At 57.0% G+C, this 24835-nt stretch carries 27 protein-coding genes; 9 read left to right on the forward strand and 18 right to left on the reverse strand.

Annotation, left to right across the window (positions count from 1 at the left end):
- Positions 1 to 141: 141 nt before the first annotated feature.
- Both upp and BM347_RS06240 read left to right on the forward strand, forming a co-directional pair.
- Positions 142 to 783, forward strand: a complete 642-nt coding sequence (gene upp / locus BM347_RS06235) for a uracil phosphoribosyltransferase (RefSeq protein WP_093916060.1) — start codon at positions 142 to 144, stop codon at positions 781 to 783.
- A 92-nt stretch (positions 784 to 875) separates the two neighbouring features.
- Entirely contained in the window at positions 876 to 2144 is a 1269-nt protein-coding gene (locus BM347_RS06240; RefSeq protein ID WP_093915592.1) for an SPOR domain-containing protein, read from the forward strand.
- A 3-nt stretch (positions 2145 to 2147) separates the two neighbouring features.
- Here the strand turns inward: BM347_RS06240 and BM347_RS06245 are convergent, their stop codons facing one another.
- On the reverse strand, positions 2148 to 2870 hold the full coding sequence (locus BM347_RS06245; RefSeq protein ID WP_093915593.1) for an SGNH/GDSL hydrolase family protein: 723 nt from the start codon (positions 2868 to 2870) through the stop codon (positions 2148 to 2150).
- A gap of 9 nt (positions 2871 to 2879) precedes the next feature.
- Positions 2880 to 3893, reverse strand: a complete 1014-nt coding sequence (locus BM347_RS06250) for a hypothetical protein (protein WP_093915594.1) — start codon at positions 3891 to 3893, stop codon at positions 2880 to 2882.
- A 109-nt stretch (positions 3894 to 4002) separates the two neighbouring features.
- Here BM347_RS06250 and BM347_RS06255 point away from each other — a divergent pair, with 109 nt between their 5' ends.
- A complete protein-coding gene (locus BM347_RS06255) occupies positions 4003 to 4476 on the forward strand; it encodes a GNAT family N-acetyltransferase (RefSeq protein WP_093915595.1) in 474 nt (157 codons plus the stop codon).
- A 54-nt stretch (positions 4477 to 4530) separates the two neighbouring features.
- Here BM347_RS06255 and BM347_RS06260 read toward each other — a convergent pair whose 3' ends face one another.
- Both BM347_RS06260 and BM347_RS06265 read right to left on the reverse strand, forming a co-directional pair.
- On the reverse strand, positions 4531 to 5037 hold the full coding sequence (locus BM347_RS06260) for a DUF992 domain-containing protein (protein WP_093915596.1): 507 nt from the start codon (positions 5035 to 5037) through the stop codon (positions 4531 to 4533).
- A gap of 200 nt (positions 5038 to 5237) precedes the next feature.
- Positions 5238 to 6860 carry an AMP-binding protein gene (locus tag BM347_RS06265; RefSeq protein WP_093916061.1) on the reverse strand — a complete coding sequence of 541 codons (1623 nt, stop codon included), beginning with the start codon at positions 6858 to 6860 and terminating at the stop codon, positions 5238 to 5240.
- Positions 6861 to 6994: 134 nt separating this feature from the next.
- Between BM347_RS06265 and BM347_RS06270 the strand changes: the two genes are divergently transcribed.
- Positions 6995 to 7651: a sulfotransferase family 2 domain-containing protein gene (locus tag BM347_RS06270; RefSeq protein WP_093915597.1), complete on the forward strand. Its 657-nt coding sequence runs from the start codon at positions 6995 to 6997 to the stop codon at positions 7649 to 7651.
- A gap of 79 nt (positions 7652 to 7730) precedes the next feature.
- Here BM347_RS06270 and BM347_RS06275 read toward each other — a convergent pair whose 3' ends face one another.
- From BM347_RS06275 to BM347_RS06310, 8 genes are all read right to left on the reverse strand, one after another.
- Positions 7731 to 9932 carry a 3-hydroxyacyl-CoA dehydrogenase NAD-binding domain-containing protein gene (locus BM347_RS06275; protein WP_093915598.1) on the reverse strand — a complete coding sequence of 734 codons (2202 nt, stop codon included), beginning with the start codon at positions 9930 to 9932 and terminating at the stop codon, positions 7731 to 7733.
- 25 nt (positions 9933 to 9957) lie between these two features.
- A complete protein-coding gene (locus BM347_RS06280; RefSeq protein WP_093915599.1) occupies positions 9958 to 10257 on the reverse strand; it encodes an acetyl-CoA acetyltransferase in 300 nt (99 codons plus the stop codon).
- Entirely contained in the window at positions 10257 to 11468 is a 1212-nt protein-coding gene (locus BM347_RS06285; RefSeq protein WP_093915600.1) for an acetyl-CoA C-acetyltransferase, read from the reverse strand. The genes BM347_RS06280 and BM347_RS06285 overlap by 1 nt, the downstream gene beginning before the upstream one ends.
- Before the next feature lie 18 nt (positions 11469 to 11486).
- Positions 11487 to 12125: a glutathione S-transferase family protein gene (locus tag BM347_RS06290; protein WP_093915601.1), complete on the reverse strand. Its 639-nt coding sequence runs from the start codon at positions 12123 to 12125 to the stop codon at positions 11487 to 11489.
- 292 nt (positions 12126 to 12417) lie between these two features.
- On the reverse strand, positions 12418 to 12630 hold the full coding sequence (locus BM347_RS06295; protein WP_093915602.1) for a hypothetical protein: 213 nt from the start codon (positions 12628 to 12630) through the stop codon (positions 12418 to 12420).
- 50 nt (positions 12631 to 12680) lie between these two features.
- Positions 12681 to 14462, reverse strand: coding sequence for an acyl-CoA dehydrogenase C-terminal domain-containing protein (locus BM347_RS06300; RefSeq protein ID WP_093915603.1), 1782 nt, complete (start codon positions 14460 to 14462; stop codon positions 12681 to 12683).
- A 49-nt stretch (positions 14463 to 14511) separates the two neighbouring features.
- Complete coding sequence (locus BM347_RS06305; protein WP_175498516.1) at positions 14512 to 14913, reverse strand: MerR family transcriptional regulator; 402 nt, start codon at positions 14911 to 14913, stop codon at positions 14512 to 14514.
- 291 nt (positions 14914 to 15204) lie between these two features.
- On the reverse strand, positions 15205 to 15579 hold the full coding sequence (locus BM347_RS06310) for a MerR family transcriptional regulator (protein ID WP_093915605.1): 375 nt from the start codon (positions 15577 to 15579) through the stop codon (positions 15205 to 15207).
- Between the two features lie 116 nt (positions 15580 to 15695).
- On the opposite strand from BM347_RS06310, the gene BM347_RS06315 reads away from it, so the two are divergent.
- From BM347_RS06315 to BM347_RS06325, 3 genes are read left to right on the forward strand one after another with little or no spacing between them, the layout of a single operon-like run.
- Positions 15696 to 16115, forward strand: coding sequence for a PaaI family thioesterase (locus BM347_RS06315; RefSeq protein ID WP_093915606.1), 420 nt, complete (start codon positions 15696 to 15698; stop codon positions 16113 to 16115).
- Complete coding sequence (locus BM347_RS06320) at positions 16115 to 16627, forward strand: PaaI family thioesterase (protein ID WP_093915607.1); 513 nt, start codon at positions 16115 to 16117, stop codon at positions 16625 to 16627. The genes BM347_RS06315 and BM347_RS06320 overlap by 1 nt, the downstream gene beginning before the upstream one ends.
- On the forward strand, positions 16620 to 17984 hold the full coding sequence (locus tag BM347_RS06325; protein ID WP_093915608.1) for an MATE family efflux transporter: 1365 nt from the start codon (positions 16620 to 16622) through the stop codon (positions 17982 to 17984). Before BM347_RS06320 ends, BM347_RS06325 begins: the two co-directional genes overlap by 8 nt.
- A 25-nt stretch (positions 17985 to 18009) precedes the next feature.
- Here the strand turns inward: BM347_RS06325 and arsC are convergent, their stop codons facing one another.
- Genes arsC through BM347_RS06345 form a run of 4 tightly spaced genes read right to left on the reverse strand, consistent with a single transcriptional unit; the run spans position 18010 to position 20166 of the window.
- Positions 18010 to 18357 carry an arsenate reductase (glutaredoxin) gene (arsC, locus tag BM347_RS06330; protein WP_093916062.1) on the reverse strand — a complete coding sequence of 116 codons (348 nt, stop codon included), beginning with the start codon at positions 18355 to 18357 and terminating at the stop codon, positions 18010 to 18012.
- Positions 18354 to 19397, reverse strand: a complete 1044-nt coding sequence (locus tag BM347_RS06335; RefSeq protein WP_093915609.1) for a quinone-dependent dihydroorotate dehydrogenase — start codon at positions 19395 to 19397, stop codon at positions 18354 to 18356. Before BM347_RS06335 ends, arsC begins: the two co-directional genes overlap by 4 nt.
- Positions 19394 to 19825: a DUF1330 domain-containing protein gene (locus tag BM347_RS06340; RefSeq protein ID WP_093915610.1), complete on the reverse strand. Its 432-nt coding sequence runs from the start codon at positions 19823 to 19825 to the stop codon at positions 19394 to 19396. The genes BM347_RS06335 and BM347_RS06340 overlap by 4 nt, the downstream gene beginning before the upstream one ends.
- Entirely contained in the window at positions 19822 to 20166 is a 345-nt protein-coding gene (locus BM347_RS06345) for a DUF952 domain-containing protein (protein ID WP_093915611.1), read from the reverse strand. The genes BM347_RS06340 and BM347_RS06345 overlap by 4 nt, the downstream gene beginning before the upstream one ends.
- A 164-nt stretch (positions 20167 to 20330) precedes the next feature.
- On the opposite strand from BM347_RS06345, the gene BM347_RS06350 reads away from it, so the two are divergent.
- A complete protein-coding gene (locus BM347_RS06350) occupies positions 20331 to 21887 on the forward strand; it encodes a bifunctional metallophosphatase/5'-nucleotidase (RefSeq protein ID WP_093915612.1) in 1557 nt (518 codons plus the stop codon).
- Positions 21888 to 22047: 160 nt separating this feature from the next.
- On the opposite strand, the gene BM347_RS06355 is transcribed toward BM347_RS06350, so the two are convergent.
- On the reverse strand, positions 22048 to 22401 hold the full coding sequence (locus BM347_RS06355; protein ID WP_093915613.1) for a cupredoxin domain-containing protein: 354 nt from the start codon (positions 22399 to 22401) through the stop codon (positions 22048 to 22050).
- 94 nt (positions 22402 to 22495) lie between these two features.
- Entirely contained in the window at positions 22496 to 23389 is an 894-nt protein-coding gene (locus tag BM347_RS06360; protein WP_093915614.1) for a LysR substrate-binding domain-containing protein, read from the reverse strand.
- A 99-nt stretch (positions 23390 to 23488) separates the two neighbouring features.
- On the opposite strand from BM347_RS06360, the gene BM347_RS06365 reads away from it, so the two are divergent.
- A complete protein-coding gene (locus BM347_RS06365) occupies positions 23489 to 24712 on the forward strand; it encodes an acyl-CoA dehydrogenase (protein WP_093915615.1) in 1224 nt (407 codons plus the stop codon).
- The last annotated feature ends 123 nt before the right edge of the window (positions 24713 to 24835 follow it).

A 24835-nucleotide genomic window follows, 5' to 3' on the forward strand; every position in this document is an offset into this window, starting at 1 on the left:
AGGGGGCCAGCCCCCCTCGTGGCAGGCCACGATTCTTCCCCGGAGTTTATTTGGCAAAATGAACCCAGAGGGAGCCGCTGTGGTTGCGGGCCAAGGCATTTCAAGGCAAGAGTTTGGTCAAGCAAAATGGAGAGCGCAGCTATGCCCGATACATCTGAATATCTTACCGTGGTGAACCATCCGCTGGTGCAGCACAAGCTGACCATCATGCGCGACAAGGAAACGCCGACAGCCGTGTTCCGTCAATTGCTGCGCGAGATTAGCCAGCTTTTGGCTTATGAGGTGACGCGCGGCCTGCCGATGACCACAAAGCGGATCGACACACCGATGCAGCCGATGGATGCGCCGACGTTGGACGGTAAGAAGCTGGCGTTGATATCGATCCTGCGGGCGGGCAATGGTTTGCTGGACGGTGTTCTTGAGCTGATCCCGTCGGCGCGCGTGGGGTTTGTTGGCCTTTACCGTGATGAAGAGACGCTTAAGCCGGTGAAATATTACTTTAAGGTGCCCGAAGGTATGGATGACCGGTTGGTGATTGCGGTGGACCCGATGTTGGCCACGGGCAATTCATCTGTCGCGGCGATCGATATGTTGAAGGAGGCCGGTGCCACCAATATCCGGTTCTTGTGCCTCTTGGCGGCCCCCGAAGGCATCAAGCGCATGCAAGAAGCCCACCCTGATGTGCCAATTGTGACGGCAGCCGTGGATGAGAAGCTGAACGAATTAGGGTATATTGTACCGGGGCTTGGTGACGCCGGAGACCGGATGTTCGGCACGAAATAGTGGCCTAAATGCGGTATTGTCGACATAGTAAGCTTTACTCTGGCTAGGGGATAACGCATGATTTATGCTATATGTTGTGTTCGGGGGCGCAGATGAAGTTTAGAAATGTTGTCGCAATCGCTATCATTTTTGGAACTGCGAGCATCAGCGCGCTGCAGGCCCAATCGTTTCGGGATCAACCCAAAGAGTTCCCCCCGGCATCCTATAAGGGCAAGCAATATGTCGACAGTACGGGCTGTGTTTTCATTCGGGCGGGTATCGACGGAAACGTGACATGGGTGCCGCGGGTGACGCGCAAACGTGTAGGGGTCTGTGGCTTTAAACCGACCAATGCCGGCACCGCGCTGGCGTCCTCTGCGCCGCTGAACGCAGGCGCGGTGCAGATCACGCTGAACACGCCGCCTGCGCAGACTGCGCCGGTTGCTGTGAAACCCCGCCCCGTGCCAAAAATCCGTCGCACAGCGCCTGTTGTTCGGCAGACGGCCCCGAAAGTGGTGCGCCAAACCGCACAGCGGCCGGTAGTTGCGGTCCCTGCTGCCGCTCAGGCTGCACCTGTGTGTTCGGAAAGATCGCCCATTGCGCAGCGCTATATGGCGGGGGCGAGAATGGCAGTACGCTGCGGCCCGCAGACAGCGCGAATTGAAGCCAACCCCGTTGGCGGCACGCACATGACGCCGAAACGTAAAATGCCGGCAGGCACCGTGATGGTAAGCCCAAACACCCGTATTGTGCCCAAACATGTCGCGGTGAACCGCATCAATACTTACAACACCGTGCAGGTCCCCAAAGGCTATAGATCGGTATGGGAGGATGATCGCCTGAACCCCAAACGGACCGAGCAAACACTTGCGGGGCGGGCGCAGATGAATTTGATGTGGACCAACACCGTGCCACGCCGTTTAGTCAATCAAACGACAGGGCAAGATGTGACGGCGAAAATGCCATTGGTTTACCCCTATACGTCGATTGATCAGCAGCGCCTTGAAATGGGGAAGGTCACCTTGTCCACGCGAAACGGTGTGACGGTCAAACGGATCGTGCGAAACCGTGGGGTATCATCCACCGTGCGCAGGCCAACCTATTCCAGCCGTTCCGCTGCCAAGGCTGATACCGCCGCAGTTGCGCCGATACGCAATGGTGGCAGTACCTATGTGCAGGTGGGTGTTTTTCAAAACGCAGGCAATGCGCAGCGGACGGCCCAGCGTATTGCGGGCATGGGCATGGTCGCGCGCATCGGTAAGTCGGTGCGCGGCGGCAAGACCTATCTGTCCGTCCAGGCGGGGCCCTTTGCCAAAGCGTCAGCGCCCCATGCATTGGGTAAGTTACGCGGCAGCGGCTATGGTGATGCCTATATTCGCTAGCGCTTAGGTCTGATTTGAAACAAGTGGCCAGTCGGTGTTGATCCGGCTGGCCATTTCTTTTGCCCAAATCGCATATATTTCAGAGCCGGGGTGAAAACGGTCAGCCGCCATTTGCGTCGGGTCCAACGGCAGATCGAACCCGATGTGATGCCAGTGCTTTTCAGCGGCGAGTGTTGTGGCCAGCGCCGCGTTAAAGCGGTCCGCCTGCTTGCCCAAGGTCCAGCGCAAGGGCTGTGGCAGGATCGGGAAAAGACCCAGCGGTGGCACGCCTGTCATATACACAAGACGCGGCGCAAAAAGCTGGTCGATCCGCGCTCGCAATGCCTGTTGGCGTTGTTGCCAAACCTTGAAGGGGACAGCATGGGTCACATCATTCACGCCCAAGGCCGTCACAACAATATCGACGGGGTAGGGGGCTTGCCTTTCAAGATGTTTAAGGGTGCTGGCGGTCGTTGCGCCGGTTCTTGCAATCAAGCGCCAGTTGAGCGTGAAATCCTGCGACAGCTGTTTGGCCAATTGGCCAGCGAGGGCTTGATCCTGATGGGTGACGCCGACGCCTGCAGCGGATGAATCGCCCAATATGAGCACCGATAACGCAGGACCGCTGCCGATTGTGCCTTCTCGGGGGCCGCTTGCCTCGGGCAGTTGCAGGGCACGGGCACGCACGGCGGCGGCCTGCATCAGCAACACAGGTGACAGGGCAATGCGTAGGCTCGTATCCAGCATGAGTTTCCTTTATCCGCCGCAGATGTTTTGGAGGCGTAGCCAATCGGCATCGTTGATCAAGGGGGCTGTATCTTGGCCAGCCATTGGGTCGCCCTCGATCAAGGCCAATGTGGTCTCGCCGGTGATATCAAGTGCTTCTGCATATGGGGTGCTGTGCAGGCGTTCTTCGTTGAACTGCGCCAGCAGTTGATCCACTGGTGCAGGGGTATCCCGCGCGGTCATCAGTACCTCGGCATAGCTTGTAAGCGCCGGTTCGGATATTTCACCGGTCGTGAGCAGGCGGAAGTTTTCGCGCAAACCCAGATCAGCCAGCATATCGCGCAAGGGATCGCTTTGCGCACGTTTGACCACCTCGGACAGGATGAAACCGGCGGCAACATCGGGGGATTCATAATCCTCGAATATCGTTTTGTTCAGCACGATCAACCCCCCGGGCAGGTGGATGCTGTCGCGGGTCATGGCGGGCAAGACGGTCAATGGCCCCGCTGACAGGCGCGTGCTAAGTTTGGCTAAGGCTATGCGGCCACGCGGGTTATTACAGGCCACACCGGAAACCCGTTCAATCTGACGCAGCAGGGCCGTCCCGATCGAGGCGCGTTTCACCTTTGGCACCACTTTCAGCGTGTGATCCTGCATTGCACCGGGCAGCCAGAACAAGGCCAAGGCAACGACCGTTAGGATCGAACCAAGGACACCGATCAGCCGCAAGCGACCCGGATGCGGGCGGCTGCGTTCGACTGCGCGGCGCAGGGTTTCGATGGCATCAATCATCTCGCCGTGGGTCTCTGCGATCTCGAGCGTTTCGGCAGGGTCGCCGTCGGGGTGAAATATCGCAGGCTGGATACCGGGGTTCGCGCGTGCGACAGCGGCAAGCGACCAATGCGCGATGGCTTGGTCTTTCATGTCGGAAATCACCAGCGTCGCGTCCCCGATCGACACGATGACCTCGCGACGTTGATCATCGGGGTTGGCACGCCAAAGGCCCGTCGCTTCGATGCGCGCGTATTTCGTAAGGGCCGTCATGAGCTGCGATATACTGCCTTGTTGTTTTTCTCTACTTTACCATCTGATAAGACTTGAGCAATGGGCCAGCGCAGGCCAGCATGGCGCAAAGGGGTAGGAGATCAACTTAATGGATGTAAAACCAGCCGTATCTGCCGACATCCCCGCGATTGCAGCACTGTGGCATCATGGATGGATGCAGGGGCATGGCGCAGCCGCACCAAAATCACTCATCAATCAGCGTACAGCGGACGAGTTTTTGACTCGGACCAAGGCGCATTTGGCGCAGACGCAGGTCGCTTGCATTAAGGGAGAAATGGCCGGGTTCTTTATGATCGAGGGTGACGAGCTGTATCAATTCTACGTCGCGCCGGGTTTCCAAGGCTCCGGTGTCGCAACCGAGTTGATGGCGAAGGCTGAGGCAGCACTTGGTGACGGGTTAAAGTGGCTGGCCTGTCTGGTCGGTAATGACCGCGCGGCACGATTTTACGAAAAGTCCGGCTGGGTTCTGGCCGCGACGGTGCCTTATGAGGTCGAGACCGAAGAGGGCCCGTATGTGATTAATTCGTGGCGCTTTGAAAAACGTCTAGGCGCTGCCCGCTAGAACGAAAAAAGGGCGGCATAACACCGCCCTTTGCTCTTAACATTTCTGAAGGATTTAGCCTTCGACGCGTGTCAGGTTGATCTCGCCCACACCTACAGCAAGGTTCATGCCGTTTTGGGTATTCACGCTTACGGGTTGCAGGGCCAAGGTGTTTTCGGAACCACCGGTCATGACGTTGGCACCAAGGCCTACACCAAATGTCGCTTCGGCGGATACGCCTTTATAGGAACCGTTTAGGCCACCCTCGCTATACTCGGACTCGGTTGGTGCCAGAACCAGCCATGACATCTGGCCGTTTGTTGTCTCACCGATATCCAGACCCCAGCGGTTGATCTCGCCGACATATGTCTCGTCTGCTTGGCCCTCTTCAACAGGGTTGAAGGTGCAGGTCAGCTCGCGGCTGGAACCGATGATGAAACCACTGCCGTCGCCAACATCACAGCTAAGCGATCCAACTTCTGTATGATCCACTGTTTCGTTATCCGCTGCCAGGGCTGCGCCGCCAAACATTGTGCCAACCATCAGTGCAGTGCTTAGGGTAAGTTTCGAAGTCCGTGTCATGTTATTCGCTTTCCGTCACTCGTTAAAAGTGTCTGTTACAAAATTTTCAGGCAGCGAACTGTCGTCCGCGAGTGCCCTTCGTTACAGGGAGACAACCAGCGCGGTCGCCGTTTGTTCCAAGGAATTTCAAACAGGTCTATGGGAAGGGCGACCACTTGGCCCAGCCGAACAGCGCATTGCTTTGACACGCAGGCTAACCGCTAGAGCGTGGCCGCTTTCTTGCGCAGTTCGAATTTTTGGATTTTGCCAGTCGATGTCTTTGGCAGCTCTTGGAACACGACCTTTTTGGGGGCTTTGAACCCCGCCAAAGTTTCGCGCGCAAAGGCAATCATCGCCGCCTCGTCCCCGGTTTGGCCGGGTTTCAGCTCAACAAAGGCGCAAGGCACCTCGCCCCATTTATCATCGGGTTTGGCGACCACGGCAGCAAGGTTCACATCCGGGTGCCCCATCAGCACGCCTTCGATTTCAACCGAGGAAATGTTTTCGCCGCCCGAGATGATGATATCCTTGGCGCGGTCGGCGATCTGCATATAGCCGTTTGGATGCTGCACAGCCAAATCGCCTGAATGGAAATAGCCGCCCTCAAACGCCTCTTTCGTGGCTTCGGGGTTCTTAAAGTACCCTTTCATCACCGAATTCCCGCGGATCATGATCTCGCCTTGGGTGGCCCCGTCCTTGGTGACTTGGGTCATGTCGGGGTTCAATACGGTGATGTCTTCCATCATTGGCATCGGCACCCCTTGGCGGGCTTTCACGGCGGCGCGGTCTTCGCCTTGCAAGGCATCCCACTCATCGCTCCACAGGCATTCGGTGACGTGGCCATAGGTTTCGGTCAGCCCGTAAACCTGGGTGACGTTGAAACCCAATGCCTCGATCTTGGACAGGGTCGCGGGGGCGGGGGGCGCACCGGCGGTGAAGACTTCGACAACATGATCGAACGCACGGCGTTCGCTGTCGGGCGTGTTGACCAGCATGTTCAGCACAATCGGCGCACCGCCGAAATGGGTCACCCCTTGGTCTGCGATGGCATCGTAAATAGCGCTTGCGGTGATGTCGCGGCAACAGACCAAGGTGCCCCCCAAAAGGGGCATCATCCACGCATGGTTCCAACCGTTGCAATGAAACAAGGGCACGATCTGCATAAAGACCGGGCGCATCACCATACGCCAGCTGACAACTGTGCCCATGGTCATCAGATACGCCCCGCGATGGTGGTAAACAACGCCCTTGGGCCGGCCCGTTGTGCCAGACGTATAGTTCAAGGCAAGGCTTTCCCATTCATCCTGCGGCATGATCCAGGCATAGGCAGGATCAGCCTTGGCCAGCAGGTCCTCATATGTCGGGTGCCGTCCGGTTGCGGGGACACTGGCATGGGCATCGGGGACTTCGATCAGGGCGGGCGGCGTGTCTAGTGCTGCGCAGGCGGCCTCGGCCAATTCGATAAATTGTGTATCAACCAGCGCGACTTTAGCCTCGCCGTGGTCAAGGATATAGGCGACAGTATCGACGTCCAAACGGGTGTTGATGGTGTTCAAGACGGCACCGCATGCGGGCACGCCGAAATGGGCCTCGGCTTGGGCAGGGATATTTGGTAAAATGGTCGATACCACGTCGCCGGGAATCACGCCCATATCCGCCAGAGCCGATGCCAAGCGGCTACATCTTGCGTGATACTGGGCATAAGTCGTGCGGTGCGGACCATAAGAAATGGCCAGCACATCGGGAAACACATGGGCGGCGCGTTGCAGATGCGACAGCGGGCTAAGTGGCACATAATTGGCGCGGCACTTTTCCAATCCGTCTTCGTTTTTCATCCAACCCATGATGTACCCTCCGGCGTTCGTGGTTTTTCTGCTTGAGTATTGCGCCAGTTGCGTGAAGTTAAAAGTATGAAACACAGCCAATCAAATGATGATGCCGCACAGCGGGCCGCGCGCGCGGCGCAAAGGCCTGTGCGATGATCATCAGCCGTGGCCGCAACTACATCTTTGTGCATATCCCCAAGACCGGGGGGACGTCGCTGGCGCTGGCGCTGGAAGGGCGCGCTATGAAGGATGACATCATGCTGGGCGACACCCCCAAAGCGCTAAAGCGCCGGAAGCGGATGAAGGATGTGCAGGCGGCCGGGCGGCTTTGGAAACATTCGACGCTGGCCGATATTGAAGGGGTGGTGACCCGCGACGAGATTGCGCAAATGTTTAGTTTTACCTTGGTGCGCAACCCGTGGGACCGGATCGTAAGCTATTATCACTGGCTGCGGGTGCAATCCTTTGATCACGCCATGGTCCGGCTTGCGCAACAAAACAGTTTCGCCGCATTCCTTGAAGCGCCCGCGTTACAAGCCAGCCTGCAAAACGCCCCCTATGGCAGCTATCTGCAAGACGGCGGGGGGGCAGAGCAGGGTAATCTGTTCATCCGGCTTGAGCATTTTGCGCAGGATGCCGAGCCCCTGTTTGACCATCTGGGGTTCACGCTGACGCTGCCCAACGAAAACGCCTCTGACCGCGATGCTGAATACCAAAGCTATTATTCGGACGCGCTTTCGCAGATTGTTGCACGGATTTGTGCCGTCGATATTGCGCGGTTCGGCTACCGTTTCGGGGATGCGGACTAGCCCACGGACCCATTGCGATAGATACAAAAACGGCCAGCAGTCACCTGCTGGCCGTATGTGTTTTAGATGTGTCGCCTGATCAGGCGGCTTTGGCATCCGGCCCGAAACGGCCATAGAATGTCTGACCTTTGTCTGCCATCTCGCGCAGTAGGGCAGGGCATTCGAAACGATCGCCGAACTTGGCTTGCAATTGGTCACAGCGCTCGGCGGCATAAGGTGCGCCGATGATGTCGAGCCAGCTGAAAGGGCCACCGGACCAAGGCGCAAAGCCCCAGCCAAGGATCGCGCCAACATCGCCTTCGCGGATGTCTTCCAGCACGCCTTCTTCCAATGCGCGTACGGCTTCAAGCACTTGAACGAACATCAGACGGTCCTGCACATCGCGCAGATCAGGCTGCTCGTCGGCCAGCGGGAACTTGTCGTGCATGCCCTTCCAATAGCCCTGACGCTTGCCCTTTTCATCATAGTCGAAAAAGCCGGCTTTGGCTTTGCGGCCCAGACGGCCCAGATCTTCCATCCAGAAAATCAGATCGTCGGCTTGGGACGCAGGATAGGCATTGCCCATCGCAGCTTTGGTCGCGCGGGCAATCTTGGCCCCCAGATCAATGGACGTCTCGTCGGTCAGTTGCACGGGCCCAACAGGGAAGCCCAGCAATTGCGCCGCGTGATCCACAAGTTGCGGTGCCACACCTTCGGTGATCATCCGTGCGCCTTCGTTGGCATAAGGGATGATGCAGCGGTTGGCATAGAAGAACCGCGCGTCGTTCACCACGATGGGTGTCTTGCGGATCTGGCGCACGTAGTCGAGCGATTTGGCCACAGCACGATCACCGGTTTCCTTGCCTTTGATGATCTCGACCAGCAGCATCTTCTCGACGGGCGAAAAGAAGTGGATGCCGATGAACTGATCCGCGCGTGACGATGCCTTGGCCAGTTCCGTGATCGGCAGGGTCGAGGTGTTGGAGGCGAAAATGCAATCGTCGGGGATCACGGCTTCGACCTTCTTGGTCATCTCGGCCTTGACGGCGGGGTCTTCGAACACTGCTTCAATGATCAGATCGCAACCTTTCAGCGCGTCCAGATCGGTGGTCGCGGTGATCAGGTCCAACGCGGCCTGCTTCTTCTCTTCGGTGGACTTGCGACGTGCAATGCCCTTGTCAAAGAAGCTCGCGGAATAGGCTTTGCCTTTGTCTGCGGCTTCTTGGGTCTGGTCGATCAGCACAACTTCGATACCGGCCTGAACAGACACAAGCGTGATGCCCGCACCCATCATGCCTGCACCCAAAACGCCCAGCTTTTTGACGCGCTGGTCTGGCACACCTTCGGGGCGCACAGCACCTTTTTCCAAGGCCTCCTTGTTCAGGAACAGCGATTGGATCATGGCGGATGACGACGGGTTCATCAGGATGTTGGTGAACCAGCGTGCCTCGATCTTGAGCGCTGTATCAAACGGCACCAATGCACCTTCATATACGGCGCTTAGCAATGCTTTGGCGGCCGGGAATGCACCTTGGGTCTTGCCGTTTACCATCGCGTTGGCACCGACAAATGTCATAAAGCCAGCGGGGTGGTAAGGCGCGCCGCCTGGCATTTTATAGCCCTTGGCATCCCAAGGTTTCAGAATGTCCGCGTCTTTGGCGTTCAAGACCCACTCTTTCGCGGCGGCAACCGGATCGGCGACAACCTCGTCGATAAGGCCCGCAGATTTCGCCGCGGATGGTGCAACCATCTTGCCCTCAAGCAAGAAAGGCGACGCACCCATTGCGCCCAGTTTACGTGTCAGGCGCGTAGTGCCGCCCGCACCAGGGAAAATGCCGACCATAATCTCGGGCAGGCCGATGCGCGCCTTGGGGTTGTCCGCGACGAAAATGCGGTGCGTGGCCAGTGGCAGTTCCAGACCGATACCAGCGGCAGTGCCGGGCAGAGCAGACGCAATCGGCTTGCCGCCCTTGTTGGTTTTCGGGTCCATGCCAGCACGTTCAATCTTGCGAAGCAGGGCGTGCATTTTCATGGTACCGTCGAACAGCCCTTGGGCCGGATCATCGCCCGCATCTTCGCGCATTTTGGCCAGTAGGTTCAGGTCCATACCGCCCGCGAAGGATCCATCCTTGCCGGACGTGACAACCGCACCCTTGATGCTGTCGTCGGACAAAACGGTGTCGATGATCGCGTCCAGTTCGGACAACCCTTCGATCGACATGACGTTCATGGATTTACCGGGGACGTCCCAGGTGATGATGGCGACGCCGTCTGCGTCCTTGGTCATTGTGAAATCGGTCATTTATCTCTCCCTGATTTGGAGTGTGTTACGAGCGCTGAGATGTGTAATCAGCGAATTTTTCAAGCAGTGATCGGATCAAAGCAATCGTGGCCTCTGGGCCATCGGTGCAATCTTCTTCGCTCAGCAATATCCGTTTGAAGTCGTTGAAACTCTCGCGGTCAAAGCTGTCGCTGGGATCATTGCGATGCTTAAAGAACAGCGGCGGCGTGTTCTGATAGAGGCGCACATAGGCCCCGCCGCGTTCTTCCTTGATCTTCAGGTCTTTCAATCCACGCTTTGCCGCCAGACCGGCGACAGCGTGGAAGGGATGGGGTTGGTCGCCCATTAGACCCGCTCGATGATTGTGGCTGCACCCATGCCGGATGCAATGCAAAGCGTGGCCATGCCGACTTCTTTGTCGGACCGCTCAAGCTCGTCCAGCAATGTGCCGATGATCATGGCACCGGTCGCGCCCAAGGGGTGACCCATGGCGATGGACCCGCCGTTAACGTTGACCTTGCTGTCATCCACGTCGAACGCCTGCATGAAACGCATGACCACGGCGGCGAAGGCTTCGTTAACCTCGAAGAGATCGATATCGCCGATCTTCATGCCGTTGTCGGCTAGGATTTTCTCGGTCACGGGCACAGGGCCGGTCAACATGATTGTGGGATCGGTGCCGATTTTGGCGGTGGCGCGGATTCGGGCGCGTGGCTTAATGCCGTATTTCTCGCCGAATTCCTTGTTGCCGATCAGCACAGCCGCCGCACCGTCAACGATCCCTGATGAGTTGCCCGCGTGGTGGATGTGGTTAATTTTCTCAAGATGCGGGTACTTCATCAGCGCGATCTTGTCGAAACCGGGCATCACTTCGCCCATCTGCTGAAACGCAGGGTTTAGCGACCCAAGCGATTGCATGTCGGTCTGGGGGCGCATGTATTCATCGTGGCTCAGGATCGACAGGCCGTTCTGATCCTTAATGTCGATGACGGATTTGGCAAAACGGCCTTCGTCCCATGCCATCTTGGCGCGTTGCTGGGATTTGACCGCCAGCTGATCTGCTTCTTCACGGGTGAAACCGTATTCTGTCGCGATAATGTCGGCGGAAATGCCCTGCGGCACGAAATATTTTTCCATCGCAAGCGTGGGATCAACCGCAATCGCAGCACCGTCGCTGCCCATGGCAACGCGGCCCATCATTTCAACGCCGCCCGCGATATAGGCCATGCCCGCACCGCCCTTGACCTGGTTGGCGGCCAGGTTCACGGCCTCCATGCCGGACGCACAGAACCGGTTGATCGCAAGACCCGGAATGCGCTCGTCCAGATCAGATGCCAACACGGCCGAGCGTGCAAGGCAACCGCCCTGTTCCATGACTTGGGTCACGTTGCCCCAGATCACGTCCTCGACTGCGTGACCTTCAAGGTTGTTGCGGTCCTTCAGCGCGTTCAGCGTCAGCGCGGACAGGCGCAGCGATGTCAATTCATGCAGCGCGCCGTCTTTGCGGCCCTTACCGCGCGGGCTGCGCAATGCGTCATAAATATAGGCTTCAGTCATTAGGTGTCTCCCTTTAAGTCAAGCGCGGTCAGCAGGGCTGCCGGGCATCAGGTCATACGGGGCTTTCCAGCCCGGTGTTTCGCTCAGACGCGTAAGCCACGCGTCGATATTTGGCCAATCCTTGCGGTTGAAGCCGAAAGGTTCGGGGTAATAAAGGTAGCCGCAGCAGCTTAGATCGGCGTTGGTGATGCCATCACCCACGATCCAGTCACGCCCTTCAAGATGATCGTTAAGCACTGCGTAAGCAGCAGTAAGACGCCCCTGCATAAAGCTGATGACTTCCTTAGGCTGCTTGTTTTCGGGCAGGAAGTTCATCAAAAAACGTGTCATGCCAGCGTTGGAGCTAAGCTTGTGGTTATCCCATAAAACCCACCGCAAAATCTCGCGCCGTTCGGTGGAATCTTTGCCGCCGAATTTGCCGGATTTCTCGGACACGTAATCCTGAATCACGCCGGATTGGGTCAACCTAACATCGCCGTCGATCATAACCGGCGCTTCGCCCATCACATTTGTGCTGGTGCGAAAATCCTCTGTACGCGTTTCACCGCCAAAAAAATCGACTTTGACCGGCTCCCAAGCAAGGCCAGACAGTTCCAGCGCAAGGGCTGCTTTGTAGGCGTTTCCGCTTTCTCCGAAGCAATGCAATTTGATGGTCATTTGAACCTCCCTAAGGTCGTTTTCTGTCTCTCTGGTCGACGTGGGGGGGGCACACCCCCACACCCCCGTGGAGTTTATTTGGCAAAATGAAATCAAAAGGTTTCAATTTTAAGATGTTCTTAGTGGCTGCGCTTTATCAACGTGACGCGCCGCAGGCTGGAGAGCTGAGCGGCGTGCAAAGTGAAACCCTGTCTCTTTCTTGGTTTGCACTAAGGTTGAGGCAGGGCCTTGCCGCCCGTTTCATTTTGCCAAGTAAACTCTCCCCGAAGGGTCGGTATCATCCTCTCTCGCGTTATTTTTTTCGATCATCGAGTTCGGCGTTAAAGAGCCGCAGGCGCGTTGTCAGATTTTCTTCATTCATGACGCTGTTGAAGTTTTCAAAGAGAAAAGACAGCGCTTCCCCTTCGTCTAGTCCTGCCTCGGTCGCGAATTTTTTGAGCCGCCGGTAACCGTCTTCGGTCATGGCGACGGGGAAACGGCGGGTGAGGCGCAAACGTTTGGGCATCGGGAACCTTTCGAAAAGCGTTAGGTGGGGTTTCCCCCACCTTTGCTAGTTTAGAAGTTTGCCGCGTCCAGCGCCATCACCGTATCCGCACCGGTCTGGATGCGGGTCAGGTGCAGGGCTGTGGCAGGCAATTGCCGTGCCATGTAGTAGCGGCCGGTGGCCAGTTTCGTCTCGTAAAAGGACGCGTCGCCGGTGCCGTCTGCAAGAGCCTTTTTCGCGGCCAGACCCATTTTCGCCCACATATAGCCAAGGCAGACCTGACCAAACATGTGCATGAAGTCGGTCGAGCCAGCCAAAGCATTGTTGGGGTTTTTCATGCCGTTTTGCATGAAGTACATACCAGCGGCTTGCAGGTCCTTGCTCGCGGCTTTCAGTGGCTCAAGATAGGCCGCGTCGAATTCGGCGTCTTGGCCTGTGTTTTCCTTGATAAAGGTTTTCAGCATCTCGAAGAACGCCATCACGTGTTTGCCACCGTCTTGCGCCAGTTTGCGGCCCACAAGGTCAAGGGCCTGAACGCCGTTGGCCCCTTCATAGATCATTGCAATACGGGCATCGCGGGTGAACTGGGACATGCCCCATTCTTCGATGTAGCCGTGGCCGCCGTAAACCTGCTGCGCTTTGACGGTCATGTCATAGCCCACATCGGTCAGGAAACCCTTGATGACGGGCGTCATTAGAGACACCAGACCATCCGCGTCTTTATCGTTGGAGCGGTGCGCGGCGTCGATCAGGTTTGCACCCCAAAGGATGAATGCGCGTGCGCCTTCGACAAAAGATTTCTGGTCCATCAAGCTGCGGCGGATATCTGGGTGAACGATCAGCGGATCAGCCGGACCATTGGGGTTTTCGGTCCCTGTTACGGCACGGCCTTGCAGGCGGTCCTTGGCGTAGTCCAACGCGTTTTGATAGGCAACATCGGCCTGCGCCAGACCTTGCATGCCAACGCCAACGCGGGCCTCGTTCATCATCGTGAACATGGCGCGCATGCCTTTATGCTCTTCACCCAGCAGATAGCCGACAGCGCCATCATAGTTCATCACGCAGGTGGAGTTCCCGTGGATGCCCATTTTCTCTTCGATGGAGCCGACGGAAAGGCTGTTGCGATCACCAAGGGAGCCATCTTCGTTCACCATGAACTTGGGAACGATAAACAGCGACACGCCTTTGATGCCTTCGGGGCCGCCTTCGATCTTGGCCAGAACCAGATGGATGATGTTATCGGCCATGTCGTGATCGCCGGAGGAGATAAAGATTTTCTGGCCAGAGATTTTATAGCTGCCGTCTTCCTGAGGTGCTGCTTTGGTGCGCATCAGGCCCAGGTCGGTGCCGCAATGTGGTTCGGTCAGGTTCATGGTGCCGGTCCATTCGCACGAGACCATGTTCGGCAGGTAGGTGTCTTTTTGCGCGTCTGACCCGTGGGCTAGAATTGCGGATGCCGCACCGTGGGTCAAACCCTGATACATGGTGAATGCTTGGTTGGAGGCCGAGAACATCTCGCCCACGGCGGTACCCATGACGTAGGGCATATTTTGGCCACCGTATTGTTCTGGCATGTCCAGCCCGGGCCAGCCGCCTTCTTTGACCTTGGCAAAGGCATCCTTAAAACCGATTGGCGTATAGACAACGCCATTTTCCAGACGGCAGCCTTCTTTGTCGCCCACGGCGTTCAGCGGTGCCAGCACTTCCGAGGTCAGCTTGCCTGCTTCCTCAAGGATAGCCGAGGTGAAATCGGCCTCAAGCTCATCATAGCCTGGGATGATCTGCTCGGTGACCTGCAGTACATCGTGTAGCACGAATTGCATGTCTTTGATGGGTGCTGTGTAGCTCGGCATGGTGGGTTCTCCCTTGGGCGGATATCTGTAAAACTGTTGGTGGTTCGGGTTATTCTGCCGCTTTACGCGGGTTGCTGAGTGAGGCGATCATCTTTTCCCCCCATTTCAGCTGGTCGCGCAAATCGTCGATGGCTTGATCTATTTCGTCGCGCTGCGCTTCGAGATCGGCCAGCCGGTCGCGGGCGATGTCATAGGTGCGGGCCAGCTGGGTCTGTTGCTGGTCACCCATGTGATAGAGGTCAAGCAGCTGGCGAATCTCTTCGAGACTGAAGCCAAAGCGTTTGCCACGGATGATCAGTTTCAAGCGGGCGCGGTCACGCTTGGTGAAAAGGCGCTTTTGTCCTTGCCGCTCTGGAAACAGCAGTTCTTTTGCTTCGTAAAAACGCAATGTTCGCGGGGTTACATCAAATGTATCGCACATCTCGCGGATGGTCATTGTCGTAGTGTTCATTTGTCGGTGCCACTCTCGCATAAAAGGCCATTCGAGACCGATTTGGGGGGTTCGAGGATGCATTACAACACGGGATACAGTTGACGTAGTAGTACGTCACGTCACTTTTGGGTTTACCTAAGGTAAATTCACGTCAACTTTTAAAAGATCGTCAAAAGGGCCCACCTGCAAGGTGTTTTGCGCGGATAATCGCGTTCATTCCCGCTAAGTTTGAATGAATTTTATGGAATTACCGACATGGCTGATGGGGGCAGACAGATTAAAAAGGCGCGCTCTGCACCCGCGGGCGACCTACATCTCTTTTAGGGCATCTGCCGTATCATCGCGAAGGCGCTGCAGCTCGTCTATTGCTTCATCCAACTGGGCACGTTGATCGGCCAGTTCTAGCAATTGCCGGTCTGCGCTGACGACCCATGCACGCATCTGCGCTTCGGTGCCTTCTTTTTCGTAGATCAGCAACCACTGGCGGATGCCTTCTAGGGAATACCCAAATTTGCGTCCGCGCATGATCAATTTCATACGTGCAATTTCCCGTGGGCCATAGCTGCGCGACCGGCCATCACGTTCGGGATGCAGCAATTCGATATATTCATAATACCGCAAGGTCCGCGGCGTTACGTCAAACTCGGCACACATCTCCTTAAAGGTAAGGCGTTTCTCGGACATTACTTTCTCCTCGCTTCGGAAACTATGCGCAAGCTGAGCCAAGCGCAACAGGCGGGGTTGCTCTTTGCGGCGGGGATGGTTGATATAAGTGACAGGATTTCAAAGGGAACTGACAAATGTCAGACAAAATGCGGATTGCCGGACAATTTATCGCAGCTTTGCCATTCAGCGATGCGCTGAATATGTCGCTAGAGGATATTGGTGATGGCAGCGCGGTTATCTCGATGCCCTATGATTCCAAGCTTGTGGGCGACCCGCGTACCGGGGTGGTTCACGGCGGCGCGGTGTCGGCGCTGATGGATACCTGCTGCGGCGCTGCGGTGATGAGCCATCCCAGTAGCCCCGGTGGGACGGCCACCATTGACCTGCGTATTGAATATTTGCGGGCGGCCAAACCCGGCCAGAAAATCACCACCCGCGCAGAATGCTACCACGTCACGCGATCCGTCGCCTTTGTGCGCGCCACCGCCCATGACGAGGAAGACACAAACCCGGTCGCCACGGCCACAGGCAGCTTTGTAGTGGAGGGTAAATGATGAGCGGACGTACCAAACCAGAGGCCGTTCAGGTCGTCAAAAAGCGCCGTGACGGAGCGCTGAATGCGCTGATCAGCGGCGTGCCCTATATCAATTTTCTGGGCATTGAATTTGACCGCCGCGGCGACGAGCTGACTGCGATATTGCCCTTTTCTGAAAAGCTGATTGGCAACCCGATCATCAAGGCTCTTCACGGCGGGGCCACGGCATCCTTTCTTGAGGTGACATCGATTATCACGCTGAGCTGGAGCTATCTGTGGGAAGATCTGGAATCCGGGGTGCTGGACGTCGAAAAAATGGACAGCGAGCATATGCCGCGCTTACCCAAGACGATTGACTTTACCGTCGATTACCTGCGCTCTGGCTTGCCCCGCGATGCCTATGCGCGGGCCAGAATTAATCGATCCGGGCGCCGATATGCTTCGGTCCATGTCGAGGCATGGCAAGATAACCGTGCAAAACTGTTTGCGCAGGCGACAGGGCATTTCCTGATGCCGCAACGCCGTGACTGAAGCAATCCCGAAGGGCGAGGTAAGCGCGGTCGCGCAAGGTCGGCTTTCCGCCAGCGAGGTGGTGACCCACCGCCGTGTTTTGAATATTGCGATCCCAATTGTAATTTCCAACGCGACGGTGCCGATATTGGGGGCTGTGGATACCGGCGTTGTGGGGCAGATGGGTCTTGCGGCCCCGATCGGGGCTGTGGGTATCGGCGCAATCATCCTTTCCGCGCTCTATTGGTTGTTCGGGTTTTTGCGTATGGGGACGGTTGGCCTGACGGCCCAAGCCGCCGGCAATGGCGACGATGCCGAAGTTGCGGCGCTACTGACGCGCGGTTTGCTGATCGGCGGGTTGGCAGGGTTTGCCATTATTCTGCTGCAGATTCCCCTGTTCTGGGCATCGTTTCAGGTGTCCCCCGCCAGTGCAGAGGTCGAGGGGCTTGCCCGTTCCTACATGCAAATCCGCATCTGGTCGGCACCTGCGGCGATTGCGATTTATGCCATCACCGGCTGGCTGATCGCCCAAGAACGCACCCGTGCGGTACTGGTCATTCAGGTCTGGATGAACGGGCTGAACATCCTGCTGGATCTGTGGTTCGTGCTGGGTCTGGATTGGGGCGTTGAAGGTGTGGCCTTTGCCACTTTCCTTGCTGAATGGACGGGGGCTGCCTTGGGTCTTTGGTTCTGTCGCGCGGCCTTTGCTGTGCCGGCGTGGCGCGACTGGGTCCAAGTATTTGACGGCCCGCGCTGGATCAACATGATGAAGGTGAACAGTGATATTCTGGTCCGGTCCTTGTTGCTGGAAGCGATCTTTGTGTCGTTCCTGTTTCTCGGTTCGGGTTTTGGCGATGTAAAGCTGGCGGCCAATCAGGTGTTGCTGCAGTTTTTGATGATCACCGCTTATGCGCTGGATGGCTTTGCCTTTGCGGCCGAGGCGTTGGTCGGTCGCGCGATGGGCCGAAAACAGCGCGATGTCCTGCGGCGCAGTGCGCTGCTGACCAGCGGCTGGGGCTTGCTGGCTTGCACGTTGATGACGGTGGGGTTCGCGATTGGCGGCGGCGCGATTATTGATCTGATGACGACGGCCCCATTGGTGCGCGTCGAGGCGCGGGCGTTCCTGCCCTATATGATCGCCGCCCCGTTGCTGGGCTGTGCTTCGTGGATGCTGGATGGGATTTTCATCGGGGCAACGCGGTCGCGGGACATGCGCAATATGATGGCGGTATCCTTTGCCATCTATTGTGCGTGCGCGGCGGTTTTGGTGCCCATGCTTGGCAATCACGGTTTATGGATTTCCCTGCTGGTCAGTTTTATCGCCCGCGGCGTGACGCTTGGCCTGCGTTATCCGGCGCTTGAGCGGGCCGCGGGCTGAGCCGGAATTTTTGGAAAATTCCGGCTCAGCCCGCCAGCAAAATGTTCACTGTTTCCGGTGGTCGTCCGATGATCGCTTGGCTGTCTTTAAAGACGATAGGGCGCTCGATCAGGATCGGGTTTTCGACCATCGCCTTCATCAGGGTCAAATCATCGCTATCCTTACTCAAACCCAGCTCTTTGAACCGGGTCTCGCCCGTGCGCATCATGTCGATGGGCCGCAGACCAAGTGCGGATTTTGCCGCTTCAAGCTCTGCCATTGTGGGCGGGCTGTCCAGGTAACGGCGCACGGCGACCTTCGCCCCGGTGGCCTCGATCAGTGCCAAGGTCTGGCGTGACTTTGAGCAGCGCGGGTTGTGCCAAATGGTGATCACAGCCACCCCTCGCGTCTGCTGCCAACGGCGTCGGCAACCGTGGCAAAGCCATCGCGTGCCAGCAGTTGATCCAGCCCCCGCGCAATATCAGCGGCCAGCGATAGGCCGCCGTAAACCAACGCGGTATAAAGCTGAACCGCCGAGGCCCCTGCGCAAATCTTAGCATAGGCATCTTGGGCCGATCCGATACCGCCCACACCGACCAACGGAATGTCGGTCAATGTCGATAGGCGCGCCAACACGCGGGTTGATTTTTCAAACAGCGGTGCACCCGATAGTCCGCCCATCTCGTCGCGGTGGGGGCTGTGCAATCCGGTGCGGTCCAATGTTGTGTTTGTGGCAATGATTGCAGCCACGCCCGCCTGATTGGCCACATCGGCGACGTCTGCGATTTCGGCCTCGGTCAGGTCCGGCGCGATTTTCAGGAAGACGGGCGTTGATCGGCGCACGTCCATAACACCTGACAAAAGTGCGGCCAGCGCGGCCTTGCCCTGCAAATCACGCAGCTTTTCGGTGTTGGGGGACGATACATTGACGGTCGCAAAATCTACGTGATCGCGGGCTTTCTCCATCACACGCGCGAAATCGGCGGCGCGGTCCGTGCTGGTTTTATTGGCCCCAAGGTTCAGACCGACGGGAATGCCGGGTGCCCGGTCGCGCAGGCGGGCGCAAATCGCATCCATCCCTTCGTTGTTGAACCCGAAGCGATTGATTGCGGCGCGGTCCTCGGTCAGGCGAAACAGGCGGGGTTTGTCATTGCCGGGCTGGGGCAAGGGTGTGGCTGCACCCACTTCGATAAAGCCAAAACCCGCTTTTGAAAGTGGCGCAATGGCGGTTGCGTTTTTGTCAAATCCGGCGGCCAGACCCACCGGGTTCGGCAGCGCCATTCCGGCCAATGTGATTTTCAGCCGATCCGAAGTCACGGGTCCCGGCATTGGTGCCAACCCCATTCGCAAGGCCGAGATCGCAAGGCCATGCGCGGCCTCTGGGTCGATCTTGCGCAGGGCGCGCAGGCCGATTTGTTCCGCGAAATGTTTCATGCAAATTCATCCGTGATGGGGAGGGGACCACTGCGGATCAGCCGTGACGTGACAACAGCCGCTTGACGGTGAACTACGGCCTGCTTGTAGCGCGGGTCTGATATCATCTGCAAAAATGCATGGGCGTTGGGGTAGTGGGCAATGAACATAATGTCCCATGCTTCGTCGCTGGGACCAATCAACGTGGCCTCGAACTGACCACGCCAGATGATAGAGCCGCCTACGTCAGCCAACACAGGGCCGCTTGCGGCACCGTAATTCTTGTAGGCTTCGGCACCGGTCAGGTTCTTGGCGGCCAGCGCGTGATCGCTTGGGTAATCGGCATACTTGCACAAGCGCACAAGGTTCAGCATGTTCAAAGGTGTGTCGCGGTCCAGCCCCTTAAAGGCATCAAATTGCGCGCGGTCGGGATCAATATAATCGGTCACGCGGTTTCAAACCCCGCCGGAAACTGATGCGCGCCGTCTAGCAGCGGCAAAGGTTGCGCCCATGCGACGTCGGTCAATTGAAGATCGCGATAAAGATGGGGGAATTCTGCGCCACCGCGCGACACCTCCCATTTCAGGGCGTCATCCAACCGGTCGGTTTCCACGGCAAGCAAGAATAAATCTTCTTCGCCCGCGAAATGTTTTGCCGCTGTTTCGGCGGCTTGGGATGCGGTTGAGAAATGGACATAGCCATCGGCCACGTCAATTGGTGCACCTTGGGTTTTGCCCGCGTTGCGCAGTGTTTGCCATTCGTCGGCGCGGAAAATTTTGTATATCAACATGAGCCCGTGATGCCTTGGCGATGGCAAACGGTCAAGACCTGTGCAGTGCAGGGCATCTTGCGTGACTTGACCCTGCGGCAGGCCATGATTGGTGCAAATGATCTTTGACAGATGGCAAGACGAAGGTCACGATATAGAAAAATTACAACTTTGGGGGTACCACCATGAAACGATTCCTGACCGCAACAGCAGCGCTTGCTTTGACAGCGGGTGTTGCGCAGGCTGATTATAGCCTGACCATTTTGCACACCAATGACTTTCACGCCCGGTTTGAACCGATCAGCAAATATGACGGCCCGTGTTCATCCGATGACAACGCTGAGGGCAAATGCTTTGGCGGTACGGCCCGTTTGGTGAATGCGATCAAAGATGCCAAGGCGCGGACCAACAACTACATTCTCGTGGATGGCGGCGACCAGTTCCAAGGGTCGCTTTTCTATAGTTACTACAAGGGCCAGATGGCCGCCGAGATGATGAACAAGCTGGGTTATGATGGTATGACCGTCGGCAACCACGAATTCGACGACGGCCCCGAAGTGCTGGCCGGGTTTATGGATGCGCTTGAATTCCCGATCCTGATGTCGAACGCTGATATCTCTGCTGAACCGCTTTTGGCGGGCAAGCTGGCAAAATCAGCCGTGCTTGAGCGCGGCGGAGAAAAAATTGGCCTGATTGGTCTGACGACCGAAGACACAGACGAGCTGGCCAGCCCTGGTGAAAACGTGATCTTTACCGATTCCGTTGCAGCCGTGCAGGGTGAAGTTGATCTGCTGACCGCACAAGGCGTGAACAAGATCATCGTGCTCAGCCACTCGGGTTATAAGGTCGATCAGATGGTCGCAGCAAACACCACAGGTGTTGATGTGATCGTGGGCGGGCATTCCAACACGTTGCTGTCCAACTCGAACGACCGTGCCGAAGGGGCATACCCTACGATGGTTAATGAAACAGCCATCGTTCAGGCATACGCCTTTGGTAAATACTTGGGCGAGCTGAACGTCACCTTTGACGATGACGGCAACCTGAAAGAAGCCTCGGGTGAGCCGATATTGATTGACGCGGGCGTTGCCGAGGACGAAGGCACCATTGCGCGCATCGCTGAACTGGCACAGCCGTTGGATGAGATTCGCAACAAGGTCGTGGCCGAAACATCCGAGATGATCGAAGGCGACCGTTCCGTTTGCCGGGTTATGGAATGCGCAATGGGTAACCTGATCGCCGACGCGATGCTGGCGCGTGTGGCCGACCAAGGCGTGCAAATCGCAATCCAGAACAGCGGTGGCATCCGGTCTTCGATTGACGCGGGCGAGGTAACAATGGGCGAAGTTCTGACGGTGCTGCCGTTCCAAAACACCCTGTCCACATTCCAGGTGTCTGGCGCGACCATGCTTGAGGCTCTTGAAAACGGCGTCAGCCAGATCGAGGAAGTCGCAGGCCGTTTCCCACAAGTGGCAGGTATGACCTATGCCGTGGATGCAAAAGCTGAAGTTGGCAGCCGCATCAGTGACGTGATGGTCGCTGGCGAACCGATTGATCCAGCCAAGGTTTACGGCGTTGTGTCCAACAACTACGTGCGCAATGGCGGCGACGGCTATGCGATGTTCAAGACAGCCGAAAACGCCTATGACTACGGCCCGGATGTTGCAGATGTCACGGCTGAATTCATCGCGGCGAACGGGGCCTACACGCCCTATGTTGATGGGCGCATCACGCTGAAATAATATAGGCTTCACAGGTTTAAGGCGCGCCATTTCGCGATGGCGCGCTTTTTTTTGTGGGCTTTACTGATTGCTATGTGGGCATCGAAAGCTCAGTCCGCAGCTGTGCTAAAGCAGATAACGCCAGCGTTTAAGTAACCTTGCGCCGTTCAGTGGCGGGGAGCTATTCGCTTAGGGGCGGCTCGTCAAAGCTGATCGTACCCTCATAGGGACCGTCGCCTTGACCGGCGGAGCTGGTGAAAACCAGCGATGAAGATCGATCAACCACATAGCTGAAGCTGCTGCCCTGGCTTAGGGCCTCTGACTCCCACGACTTATCTGCAGCTGTGATCGTTCTTGAACTCTCCGAGCTGTTCGTAAACGTTATCGTGTCGCCCGCATCTACATAGATAACAGCGGGAAAGAACGCCTGATCCAACACCATGACGTCATGGGTCTGCGCGAGCACGGCACTACCGCTCGTTGCCAAAGTGACTGTGGCAAAGGTTGCCGCGGCCTTGTGAAAAGTAGTTGGCATAGTGAATGCTCCTGACAGCGGCCCCACCCGGTTACAGTTAAGCGTCGCTTAAGATAATATTGTGACGGAAATAGGGCGAATAATTCGAGAGCCGTTAAAGATTTTCATCTGTCTGTGTAGTGAGCCAGGCCTTAAAGGACCGCAGCGCTGCGGTCTCAACGCGATCCTCGGGCCAGACCAGATAGTAATTCCCGATGCTCTGCGTCGTCTGAGTCGAGGCCAGAACCAGCTGTTTTGCGCGTAAATAGGGATCGGCGGAAAAAGTGGGCAGCAAGGCCACGCCAAGTCCGTGCACCGCTGCCTGTGCCATGGTCGAAAACTGGTCAAATATCATGCCGGATGGTGGCTCATCGCGTACACCAAGCGCCTCAAGCCAGCGTGCCCACCCCTTTGGTCGGGTCTCAAGGTGCAGCAGGGGATAACGCAGGATGTCGGCGGGGCTGTTCAGCGGCGTCTCCAGCAATTCGGGTGCACATACCGGCACGACCGTTTCCGGCATCAGGTGCAGATAGGCGGCGCCGGACCAGTCTTCTTTACCAAAATGGATCGCCGCATCAAAGGGACTGCTTTGGAATGAAAACGGATTCAACCGTGTGCTGAGGTTCACAGTGACCTCGGGGTGGGCTTGGGCAAAATCGCGCAAACGCGGTGCCAGCCAATGCATGCCAAAGCCGGGAAGGATCGCGAGGTTCAGCGCCCCGGCCATCGGGTTTGTACGTGCCGAGATCGACGCCTGCGCCAGCCTGTTCAATACTTCGCGCACCTGAACGACATAGCTTTTCCCGGCATCGGTCAGCACCAACTGCCGGCCTTTCCGGTCCAACAGCGCAACACCCAGCTGGTCTTCGAGAGTTTTCAGTTGTCGGCTGATTGCACTTTGGGTCAAGCACAGCTCAAGCGCCGCCTGCGTGGCGCTTCCTAGCCGTGCAACAGCCTCAAAAGCGAGCAATGCGTTGATAGAGGGCAGAAAACGGCGGGGGGCTATCATATGACTAAAACTCATAACTCTAGGATAAAGCAGCGATAGTATTCCGCGCCCGTCTTTGCAATAGTTCGCCCAAACCTACACCCATTGGGAGGATACCGAATGAACGCCGAAGCCCCAGTTCTCAAGGCCAAAGACGCGCCAAACATGAGCAGCTTTGATTGGACGGACCCGTTCCGTCTGACAGATCAACTGACCGAAGACGAACGCATGATCCAGGAAAGTGCGCGCGCTTACGCGCAGGAAAAGCTGCAGCCCCGCGTGATTGACGCCTTTGCGAATGAAGTGACGGACCCTGCGATTTTCAAAGAAATGGGCGATATGGGCCTGTTGGGCGTGACAGTCCCCGAGGAATACGGCGGCTTGGGCGGCAACTATGTGTCCTACGGTCTGGTGGCGCGCGAAGTTGAACGCGTGGACAGCGGATACCGGTCGATGATGTCCGTGCAATCCAGCTTGGTAATGTACCCGATCTATGCCTACGGGTCCGAGGCACAGCGCAAAAAGTACCTGCCCAAGCTGGCGAGCGGTGATTTCATCGGCTGCTTCGGCCTGACCGAACCTGATGCAGGATCTGACCCCGCAGGTATGAAAACGCGGGCCGTGAAAACGGCAAACGGGTACAAGCTGATCGGGTCCAAAATGTGGATTTCGAACGCGCCGATCGCAGATGTGTTTGTGGTCTGGGCCAAATCCGAAGAACATGGCGGAAAAATCCGCGGCTTCATCCTTGAGAAAGGCATGAAAGGGCTGTCCGCACCAAAGATCGGTAACAAACTGTCCCTGCGTGCATCGATCACCGGTGAAATCGTCATGGATAACGTCGAAGTCGGCGAAGACGCGTTGCTGCCCCATGTCGAAGGCCTTAAAGGCCCGTTCGGTTGTTTGAACCGCGCGCGCTATGGCATCAGCTGGGGCGTTCTTGGCTCGGCCGAGTTCTGCTGGCACGCCTCGCGTCAGTACGGATTGGACCGCAAGCAGTTCAACAAGCCGCTGGCGCAGACACAGCTGTTTCAGAAGAAACTTGCCGACATGATGACGGAAATCTCGCTCGGACTTCAGGCATCCTTGCAGGTCGGCCGCTTGATGGATCAAGCCAACGCCGCGCCTGAGATGATCTCGATCGTGAAACGCAACAACTGCGGTAAGGCCCTGGATATCGCACGCATGTCGCGTGATATGCACGGCGGTAATGGTATTAGCGGAGAATACCAAGTGATCCGCCATATGATGAACCTAGAGACGGTCAATACCTATGAAGGTACACATGACGTCCATGCGTTGATCTTGGGTCGTGCCCAAACCGGCCTTCAGGCATTTTTCTAAAGACGGAATGAGGGGGCTGTCTGCCCCCTCAAACTCCCCCGAGGATATTTAGAAGCCAGAGAAGAGCGGAATTGGTTCCTTTTTCTCTGGCTCTTAAATATCCCCGCCGGAGGCACCTTTTGG

Origin of the sequence: Sulfitobacter marinus, from assembly GCF_900116285.1 — a bacterium.
Classification (GTDB): domain Bacteria; phylum Pseudomonadota; class Alphaproteobacteria; order Rhodobacterales; family Rhodobacteraceae; genus Sulfitobacter; species Sulfitobacter marinus.